This is a genomic window from Synechococcus sp. OH2, assembly GCF_047462155.1.
Taxonomy (GTDB): domain Bacteria; phylum Cyanobacteriota; class Cyanobacteriia; order Thermostichales; family Thermostichaceae; genus Thermostichus.
The window spans coordinates 42,186-47,618 of sequence record NZ_JANSIR010000116.1 but is presented as its reverse complement, the minus strand read 5'-3'; the positions used below and the strand labels follow the sequence as shown (position 1 = coordinate 47,618).

Annotated in this window: 4 protein-coding genes and 1 pseudogene; 2 read left to right on the top strand and 3 right to left on the bottom strand. The window is 60.9% G+C overall.

The window, feature by feature from the left end:
- Positions 1-331: 331 nt before the first annotated feature.
- Entirely contained in the window at positions 332-910 is a 579-nt protein-coding gene (locus NW835_RS12600) for a DoxX family protein (RefSeq protein ID WP_414334035.1), read from the top strand.
- Positions 911-933: 23 nt separating this feature from the next.
- On the opposite strand, the gene NW835_RS12595 is transcribed toward NW835_RS12600, so the two are convergent.
- From NW835_RS12595 to NW835_RS12585, 3 genes are read right to left on the bottom strand one after another with little or no spacing between them, the layout of a single operon-like run.
- Positions 934-3,108: an RNA degradosome polyphosphate kinase gene (locus NW835_RS12595; protein ID WP_414415461.1), complete on the bottom strand. Its 2,175-nt coding sequence runs from the start codon at positions 3,106-3,108 to the stop codon at positions 934-936.
- A gap of 57 nt (positions 3,109-3,165) precedes the next feature.
- The gene (locus tag NW835_RS12590; protein WP_414334031.1) at positions 3,166-4,125 is read right to left on the bottom strand and encodes a branched-chain amino acid ABC transporter permease; all 960 of its coding nucleotides are present in this window, start codon (positions 4,123-4,125) and stop codon (positions 3,166-3,168) included.
- Positions 4,125-4,982: a branched-chain amino acid ABC transporter permease gene (locus NW835_RS12585; protein WP_414334029.1), complete on the bottom strand. Its 858-nt coding sequence runs from the start codon at positions 4,980-4,982 to the stop codon at positions 4,125-4,127. Before NW835_RS12585 ends, NW835_RS12590 begins: the two co-directional genes overlap by 1 nt.
- A 114-nt stretch (positions 4,983-5,096) precedes the next feature.
- On the opposite strand from NW835_RS12585, the pseudogene NW835_RS12580 reads away from it, so the two are divergent.
- Positions 5,097-5,433: pseudogene (locus tag NW835_RS12580) on the top strand (LPS export ABC transporter periplasmic protein LptC); the annotation flags it as partial.

Sequence of the window (5,433 nt, the reverse complement as noted above, 5' to 3'; positions counted from 1 at the left end):
GCGGGTGAGGAAACCCCACCCGCCTACGCGGTGGGGTAGTTCATGAAGAATGGCGTCAACACCTCTAAGAATAGGCAGCCGAGAACTTCCCTGGCTAACCCTATCTGGGCAGCAAGACAGCGGCAGGGATCCCAGCCAGCCAGGAGATGAACCCGAACTAGAGCCGCGCAGGCCTTGGCCGGGGATCCCATCGGTTTGCTGCGCCTGCTGGGAAAACGATTGCCTACGATCTAGACCCCTCTTGTCGAGGCGGGGGATCCCGCCCTGGTCTTGTTACAGAAATTTAGAATCGTTACAATAGTTAGCATCTTTGCATTGCAGGTTTCATCTTATGGCACTCACTCAGCGCTTTCCCGTGCTGTTTGTCTCAGTTTTGCGTCACGACAGCGTAGCCCCGCGCTGGTCTCAAGTGGCGTGGACTGTCTTGCGGGTGGTGGCAGGGCTATTCATGATTCACAACGGCCTCGACAAACTGGCTGATATCGAGGGGTTTGCAACGGCTTATGTAGAAGTGATCGGGTTGCCTTTCCCGATCTTTTTTGCTTATGTAGCTGCCTATACTGAACTGATCGCAGCTCCGCTGGTGGCAGTGGGTTTGTTGACCCGCGCGGCGGCGTTGGGTTTGTTCGCCACGATGGCGGTGGCCATGTTCCACCACATCAAGGTGGCCGGCTTCAGCGTTCCTTATCTGGAGCTATCGGCTATCTACGCGGCCATCTTCTTGGCCTTTGCGGTGAATGGCGGCGGCTGGTTCTCTTTGGATCAGCTCTTGGCGAACGGTATTGAGGCGGGGCTGAACCGCTCCAGCCGACAAAAGTTGGAGAGCCTGGAGTCTTCGTTGCAGGCCACTGAGAAGGTAATTGCGCTGGGGGATCAAGAGGCTGAAGCCGCCGAAACCCCTCGCTCCTGAGGGAGAGGGGCCGGGGGTGAGGGCTAAAGGCGGCTGGCGGCTCGCTCCATCAGGCGTTGGTGGGTGGAGCGCACCGGCTCTCCCGGCTTAGGCTGCCGCTGCACATAGGTGCCATCGGGGCGCAGCTCCCAAGCTTGCCGGTTATCCGTCAGACAAATCTCCAAGATCGCCTTCAGCTCTTGCTGCAACAGGGGATCCTCTACAGGGGTCACCACCTCGACGCGGCGATCCAGGTTGCGGGTCATGTAGTCGGCGCTGCCGATGAAGTACTCTTCCTGGCCGTCGTTGTAGAAGTAGAAGATGCGGGAGTGCTCCAAAAAGCGCCCGATGATGCTGATAACGCGGATGCGCTCGCTCAGGCCCGGGATCCCTGGTTTTAGGCAGCACATGCCGCGCACAATGAGATCAATCTCTACTCCTGCCTGGCTAGCCTCATAGAGCACTTGGATCATGCGTGGGTCGGTGAGGGAGTTGACCTTGACGATGATGCGCCCTTGGCGTCCTGCCTGGGCATGGCGCATCTCTCGCCGGATCAAGGCTTCCATGCCCTGGCGCAAGGTACGGGGGGCCACCAGCAGCTTGCGGAAGTGCCGCTGCCGCGAGTAGCCAGTTAGCAGGTTAAACAACTCGGTTACATCGTTGCAGAGGGTCTCGTTGCAGGTAAACAGGCCCAGATCGGTGTAGAGACGGGCGGTCTTGGGGTTGTAGTTGCCAGTGCCGATGTGGACATAGCGCCGCAGGGATCCCCCCTCTTCCCGCACCACCAGGGCCAACTTGCAGTGGATCTTCAGCCCTGGCAGGCCATAGGCCACGTGCACCCCGGCTTTTTCCAGCTTCTTGGCCCAGAGGATGTTGTTTTCTTCGTCGAAACGGGCCTTCAGCTCCACCAGAGCGGCCACCTGCTTGCCGTTTTCGGCAGCCTGGATGAGGGATCCCACCACCGACGAATCGCCAGAGGTGCGGTAGAGGGTTTGCTTAATGGTGAGCACCTGCGGATCGTTGGCCGCCTCCTCCAGAAACCGTTCCACACTGGCAGCAAAGGAGTCGTAGGGGTGATGCACCAGCAGATCCCCTTCCCGGATGACGGAGAAGATATCCACTGGCTCGTCGCTCACCGAGGCAGTACGCAAGCGGGGAGGGGTGACGGGCCCCCAAGGGGGATCCTTTAAATCGGGCCGGTTTAGGTTGAGGAACGCCATCAGCCCCCCCATGTTGAGGAGCCCATCCACCTCGTAGACAGAGTCAGCATCCAGATGCAGCTCTTCGCAGAGCCGCTGTCGAATGGCAGACGGCATGGACTTGGCAATCTCCATGCGCACCACCGAGCCAAAGCGGCGCTTGCGCAGCTCTTCTTGAATGGCCGCGAGCAGATCGTCGGCTTCGTCCTCTTGGATTTTCAGATCGGCACCGCGGGTGATGCGGAAGGGGTAGTACTCCAGCACTTCCATGCCCACGAACAGCGCCTCCAGATGGTGGGCAATCACCTGCTCCAGCGGCACAAAGCTCACCCCGTCCCGCAGCGGCACAAAGCGAGGCAGGGTGCTGGGCACCTTGATGCGGGCAAAGTGTTCCCTGCCGGTTTCCGGATCCCGCACCACCACCGCCAAGCTGAGGCTGAGGTTGGAGATGTAGGGGAAAGGATGGCCCGGATCCACCGCCAAGGGAGTGAGCACAGGAAACAACCGTTGGTCGAAATACTCCCGCAGCTCCTGCCGCTCCGGCTCGGCCAGCTCAGAAAAATCGCGGATGTGAATGCCTTGTTCCGCCAGCTTAGGCACCAATTCCTGCCGAAAACACTCGTGTACCTTTTGAATCAGGGGGCGCAGGTGCTGGGAAATCTGCCGCAACTGCTGCTGCGGCGTGAGGCCATCGGGGGTCGGCAGCAGCACGCCTGTTTCCAACTGACGGCGGATCACCGCCACCCGCACCATAAAGAACTCGTCCAGGTTGCTTTCGAAAATAGCCAGGAACTTCAGCCGCTCCAAGAGGGGGGTGCGCTCGTCCAGGGCCTCGTGCAAAACCCGGGCGTTGAACTCAATCCAACTCAGCTCCCGGTTGAAGTAGTGCTCCGGCAAGGCATAGCCCTCCTGGATGGGCGCAGTCGGGATCCCTGGCTGGCCGGCATTGGGGGGGCAACCTGTCGCATCGGGGTTGCGGGGCGACAAGGAGGAGTCCGTTTCCTTGGAGCGCGGAGTCATGGTGGCCGAGATCTGGGCTGTCTCAAAGCGTCAACAACGGCTGGAGCCGACCCAATCCTATCCTGCTGGGTTCTGCTTGGAGGAGGCGGAAGTGTCCAAAACAGGCTTGGGCGGGCGTTCTGGCAACAGCCCTTGGGAGCGGGTAAGCAGAATTACCTGCAGCAGGATCCCGATCAACAAAATGCGCAAGGGACCGGCCCGGGTGGCCCACTGGGGCGGCAGACGGTTGGTCAACCACTCGCTGCCCGACCACACCCCCCAAATGGCCAGCACCCCCAGCAGGGCGCCGCGATTGTTGCCGCTGCCCCCCGCGATCAACATCACCCAGACGATAAAGGTGGCAAACTCCGGCTGGAAGGCTTCCGGGCTGATGAAATTGACAAAGTGGGCATAGAGCGCCCCCGCCAGCCCCATCAGCATGGATCCCAGCACAAACGCCTGCAGGCGAAACTGGAGGACATCTTTGCCGGCGGCCAGGGTTGCCGGCTCATCCTCGCGGATGGCCCGCAGCACCCGTCCCCAGGGGGAGCGATAGGCCCGCTCACTCAGCCAGTAAACCACCGCCAAGACCAGCAGCACCAAGCCCAAGTAGAGCAGTGTATCCTGCCCTGGGATCCAGCCGCGAAAGGGGCGCGGAATGCGGGTGATGCCGCGCACCCCGTTGGTCAGCCAGCCCTCGTTCCTCAGGATTTGGCTGATGATCTCGGCAATGCCGATGGTGGCAATAGCCAAATAGTCGGAGCGCAGCTTCAGGGTGATCAAGCCAATCAAGAAGGCGATCGCACCGGCGGCGGCTACTGCTATGGCAAAGCCCACCCAGAACGGCAGATTGAAACCGCCCAGATGTTCAGGGGTGGGCGGCGTCGTGGCTATGGCGCTGGCGTAGGCCCCCACAGCAAAAAAGGCCCCCACGCCGATGTTGAACATGCCGGCATAGCCCCACTGGATATTGAGGCCCAGCACCAGCACGCCGTAGATCCCCACCAAAACCAAAAAGAAGATGGCGTAGCTCAACATCAGGCCCGCCCCCCCAATAGCCCTGTGGGCCGGAAGATCAGCATCAGCACCAAAATGGCGAAGGCTACCCCTGTTTTGTAAGCCGGATTGATCGCTAAAGTCGAGAACTCCTCCGCCAGGCCAATTACCAGCCCCCCAGCAATGGCTCCATAGGGACGGCCAATGCCGCCGAGAATGGCCGCCGCAAAAACGGGCAACAACAGCCGCCAGCCCATGGTGGGGTGCAGCCGCGTATCCAGGCCCAGGAAGATGCCCGCCACACAGGCCAAGGCGGCGCCGATGGCCCAAGTCCAGAGGATGATCCGCTCCGTCTCAATGCCGGTCACCTTGGCCAAGTCAAAATTGTCGGCCATGGCCCGCATCGCTTTGCCCACCCGCGTGCGCTGCAAAAACAGGTGCAGAGCCACCACCAGCAAGGCCGTTCCCACCAGAATCACCACCCAATCCGGCTTGATGCGCAGCCCCCCCAACTGCCAGGGCAACTGGATGCCGCTGCGGTACACCTGGTTGTTGGGCCCCCAAACGATCTGCACCAAGCTGCGCAAGATCAGGGCCGTGCCAAAAGAAGAAATGAGCAAAATCACCGGTGCTTCCCGGCGCAGGCGGCGATAGATCAGTTGGTCGATCCCCACCGCGCAAAGTGCCGTCGCCAAGGCCGCCGGGATCCAGCTCACCCCAATCGGCCAACCCAACCCGACAAACGTTAGAGCAAAATAGGCCCCCAAGGTCATCAGATCCCCGTGGGCAAAGTTGGCAAAACGCAAAATGCCGAACGTCAGCGACACCCCGATCGCCCCCAGGGCGTAGATGCTGCCCAGGACGAGGCCGTAGATAAAAAGCTGCAACAGTTGGGCCACCCTTGCCCCCGCAATACTCTGCCCTGATGATGCCACGGGTTTGTTAAAGCTGGATCCCATCCGGCCCAGCGGCAGGGTAGAGCTAGGGTAGGAGAAAGCGCGCAAGAGAGATCCATGCAGCCCAACTCTTCCCGGATCCCAGGTTGGCTAGTGGTTTTGGCCCTGCTGAGCGCTGCCTGTGGTGGGCCGGAGCCACCTCCAAGCAGGGATCCGGGTGTTCCGCGCGAGCCTATCTCCACCCCCCAGTTAATCTACGAAGACATCACTCTCACCCAGGCCAAACCCGATGGTGGCATTCTCTGGCGCTTGCGGGCGCGCCTGGCCGAATACGAGTCCCCCCCAGAAAACGGCTCCACTCCCGTACAGTTGGGATCCGCCCATTTGCAGTCTATCGAGGGAGAGTTTTTCGACGCAGACGATCGCGCCATCCGCCTCCGGGCCGAGCGGGGAT

Excerpts from the sequence above, each read along its gene's own strand:
- NW835_RS12595 (WP_414415461.1), bottom strand. The coding sequence starts at position 3,108 with ATGACTCCGCGCTCCAAGGAAACGGACTCCTCCTTGTCGCCCCGCAAC.
- NW835_RS12590 (WP_414334031.1), bottom strand. The coding sequence starts at position 4,125 with ATGTTGAGCTACGCCATCTTCTTTTTGGTTTTGGTGGGGATCTACGGC.
- NW835_RS12600 (WP_414334035.1), top strand. The coding sequence starts at position 332 with ATGGCACTCACTCAGCGCTTTCCCGTGCTGTTTGTCTCAGTTTTGCGT.